This window comes from Xanthomonas albilineans (assembly GCF_002939705.1).
GTDB lineage: Bacteria > Pseudomonadota > Gammaproteobacteria > Xanthomonadales > Xanthomonadaceae > Xanthomonas_A > Xanthomonas_A albilineans.
In genome coordinates this window covers 1-3,865 of the sequence record NZ_MDCB01000039.1, presented here as the reverse complement: position 1 = coordinate 3,865, position 3,865 = coordinate 1, and the positions used below count along the sequence as shown (strand labels likewise).

Sequence of the window (3,865 nt, the reverse complement as noted above, 5' to 3'; positions counted from 1 at the left end):
CTGGGTGCGACGCAGACGAGCGCGCAGTTCGATCTGTCGCTGTCGTTGGAAGAAAACACGGACGGGATCGTGGGCAGTCTGACCTATGCCACCGCGTTGTTCGAGCATGCGACGCTGGAGCGGTGGATGGGCCATTGGCAGCATTTGTTGGCGGCGATGGTGGCCGAAGACGCTGACGATCGTGCGGTGGACCGTCTACCAATCCTGGGTGAGGCCGAGCGCCATCAGGTATTGATTCAATGGAATGCGACGGCGGCAGATTATCCACGCGATGCGTGTGTGCACGAGTTGTTCGAGGCGCAGGTGGCGCGCGATCCCACGGCGATCGCGGTGGTGCAGGGCGAGGCGTCGCTGACGTATGGCGAGTTGAACGCACGTGCCAATCGCCTGGCGCATTACCTGCGCGAGTTGGGTGTGCGCCCGGACGACCGTGTGGCGATCTGTGTGCAGCGTAGTGTGGAGATGGTGGTGGCGGTGGTGGCGGTGCTGAAGGCGGGCGGTGCGTATGTGCCGCTGGACCCGGCCTATCCGCCGGAGCGGCTGGCCTATATGCACTCCGATTGCGGCGCGGTGGCGGTGCTGACGGATGCCGCCAGTCGTCGCCTGGTCGAATGCAGTGCCACTGCGGCGGTGATCGTCGATCTGCAAGCCGACAGTGAACATTGGACGCATCTGCCAGACAGTAATCCCGACCGCCACGCCAATGGCCTGACCGCACGCCATTTGGCGTATGTCATCTACACCTCCGGATCGACCGGTGCACCCAAGGGAGCGATGAACGAGCATCGCGGCGTCGTCAACATGGCTTGCGCTCAGAAGCAAACGTTGCTCTTAAATCCGGATAGTCGCGTCTTGCAGTTTGCCTCTTTCAGTTTCGATGCTTGTACGTTCGAAATCATGATGGCGATCTGTTGGGGTGGTGCATTGTTTATCCCATGCAGAAATCAAATTCTGGCAGGAGATGATTTTTCTGAAATAATCAAGAAGAATGAAATCACCAACGCGACATTGCCGCCAACAGTGTTGCCTACAGTGTCAAATGTTGAAGAACTCGTTTCTTTGCAAACAGTCGTTGTCGCAGGTGAGGTACTGCCTGCTGCGATGGTGAAGCGTTGGAGCCAAGGGCGACGCTTGATCAATGCGTACGGTCCCACGGAGACGGCGGTCTGTGCGTGTGTGCATGAATGTGATGCGAGTGCATCGGGTGCGCCACCGATTGGTCGTCCGATTGCCAATGTGCGCATCTACATTCTGGATGCATACGGTGCGCCGGCTCCGATTGGGGTAGTAGGCGAGTTGTATATCGGTGGCGATGGCGTGGGGCGTGGGTATCTGGATCGCGACGACTTGACTGGCACGCGTTTCCTCGCCGATCCATTCAATACCGATCCGACGGTGCGGATGTATCGCACTGGAGATCTAGGTCGCTGGCGTGCCGACGGGACGATCGAGTTTGTCGGACGCAACGATTACCAGATCAAGATCCGTGGTTTCCGCATCGAGCTGGGCGAGATCGAGGCGCGGTTGAGTGCACATGCGGATGTGCGCGAATGCGTGGTCGTGGCGCTGGAAGATGCGACAGTTAGCGATAAACGACTGGTGGCGTATTGGGTCGGCGCCGAGGGTGTCGATGCTGCGCCATTGCGCAACTGGCTATCGGCTGTGCTGCCGGACTACATGGTGCCGGCCGCTTATGTGCAGTTGGATCGCCTGCCGCTGACCCCGAATGGCAAGCTGGATCGCAAGGCATTGCCGGCACCGGATGGTACGGCCTATGCGGCGCATGCATATGAAGCACCGCAGGGCGAAATCGAACAGGCAATTGCCGCGATCTGGAGTGAACTGCTGGGTCTGGAGACGATAGGTCGACACGACAATTTCTTCGCACTCGGTGGGCATTCACTATTGGCAGTGACGCTGATTGAACGCATGCGGCAGCAGGATATGAAAACCGATATCGAGAACCTTCTCGTCACACCGACAGTATTTTCGCTGGCAGAGAAGACCATTATATTAAGTGAAAATTATAAAATAAAACCTTCCTCATCACTTTCCGATGCGGATTCAACTGAGGAAGTTATAATATGAAAATAAATGATCTATTCCTAGAATTTTATGTCAATAAAATATCTTTGTCATTAACTGACGATGGTCTCAATTTGCGTATTTTGTGTAAAAAAGGAGGGCTTGATGTAGAGGCTCGAGAATTTATAAAAAAAAATAAGGAAATTATAATTAAAGAAATAAATGCAGGAATTATCAATAATTTCAGGGTTACTGGAGGCGTGGCTCGTGACGATCGACATCTCATTGATATATCGAGAAATGATATTCGCGCGATTGCGGAATTTACGCCTGGTGGTTCGGCAAATATTCAGGACATCTATCCACTGGCACCGTTGCAGGAAGGCATTTTCTTCCATTATCTGCTGCAGCGTGAAGGCGATGCCTATTTGCATCCGAACCTGATCGCGTTCGACAGCCGTTCGCGTTTGGATAGGTTTGTCGATGCCTTGCAACGTGTGATCGATCGTCACGACATTCTGCGCACGGCGATGGCCTGGGAAGGGTTGGCCGCCCCGGTGCAGGTTGTATGGCGCCACGCGCCGCTGGTGATCGAGGAGGTCCACCTGGAGCAAGCCGATGGCGATGTGGCCGCACAGCTGCAGTCGCGTTTCGATCCACGGCATTGGCGCATGGATGTGCGCCAGGCGCCACTGATGCGAGGCTTTGCCGCACACGATCCGGCCAATGGCCGTTGGTTACTGCAGTTGCTCTGTCATAACCTTGCCCTGGATCACACCACGCTGGAAGAAGTCGGATGCCACCTGCGTGATGCAGCTGACAGCTTGCCGCCTGCCGTGCCGTTCCGCAATTTCGTGGCGCAGGCGTTGCTGGGCGTGAGCCGCGAGGAGCACGAGGCGTATTTCCGCACGCTGCTCGGCGATGTGGATGAGTCCTGTGCGCCGTTCGGTCTGGTCGATGTGCAGGGCGATGGATCGGATGTGGAGGAGGTGCGGCTCGACCTGCCAGATCGGTTGTCGGCGTTGCTGCGCAGCCAGGCACGCGAACTCGGCGTGAGTGCGGCCAGCCTGTTCCATCTGGCCTGGGCGCAGGTGGTGGCGCGTGCCACAGGGCATGAGCGCGTCGTGTTCGGGACGGTGCTGTTTGGCCGCATGCAGGGTGGAGCGGGGGCCGACCGTGCGTTGGGTCTGTTCATCAATAACTTGCCGCTGCGGATCGAGATTGACGGGTCCAGTGTGGTGGAGAGTGTGCGTGTGGTGCAGAAACGGCTTGCCGCGCTGTTGCGGCATGAGCATGCGCCGCTATCGCTGGCGCAGCGTTGCAGTGGTGTTCCGGCGCCGGCGCCGTTGTTTACCTCGCTGCTCAACTACCGGCATAGCGCCCAGGCAAAAGGCGCTGCCGAGGCAATGGCCTGGGAGGGGATCGAGACGCTGTCAGCGCATGAGCGGACGAATTATCCGCTTTTCGTTTCTGTGGACGATGTGGGGTCTGGTTTTGCGCTGACGGTGCAGTCGCAGCGGCCACTGGCTCCGGAGCGGATATGCGCATTCCTGGTGAAGGCGTTGGAAGAGCTGGCCGATGCGCTTGCCCATGCGCCGGAGACGACGGTGCGAGATCTTGACGTCCTGCCTGAGGCCGAGCGGCATCAGATATTGATGGAGTGGAATGCAACGGCAGCGGATTATCCGCGCGATGCGTGTATGCACGAGTTGTTCGAGGCGCAGGTCGCGCGTGATCCCTCGGCCATCGCGGTGGTGCAGGGTGAGGTGTCGCTGACGTATGCCGAGTTGAATGCGCGAGCCAATCGGTTGGCACATTACCTGCGCGGATTGGGTGTGCG

At 57.8% G+C, this 3,865-nt stretch carries 2 protein-coding genes; both read left to right on the top strand.

The features are described from left to right. On the top strand, nucleotides 1–2,088 hold a 2,088-nt coding region (locus tag XalbCFBP2523_RS15475; protein WP_146084126.1), incomplete at its 5' end, for a non-ribosomal peptide synthetase. Next, nucleotides 2,085–3,865: condensation domain-containing protein (locus XalbCFBP2523_RS15470; RefSeq protein WP_146084125.1), on the top strand; the 1,781-nt coding region annotated here is incomplete at its 3' end. The genes XalbCFBP2523_RS15475 and XalbCFBP2523_RS15470, both read left to right, overlap by 4 nt.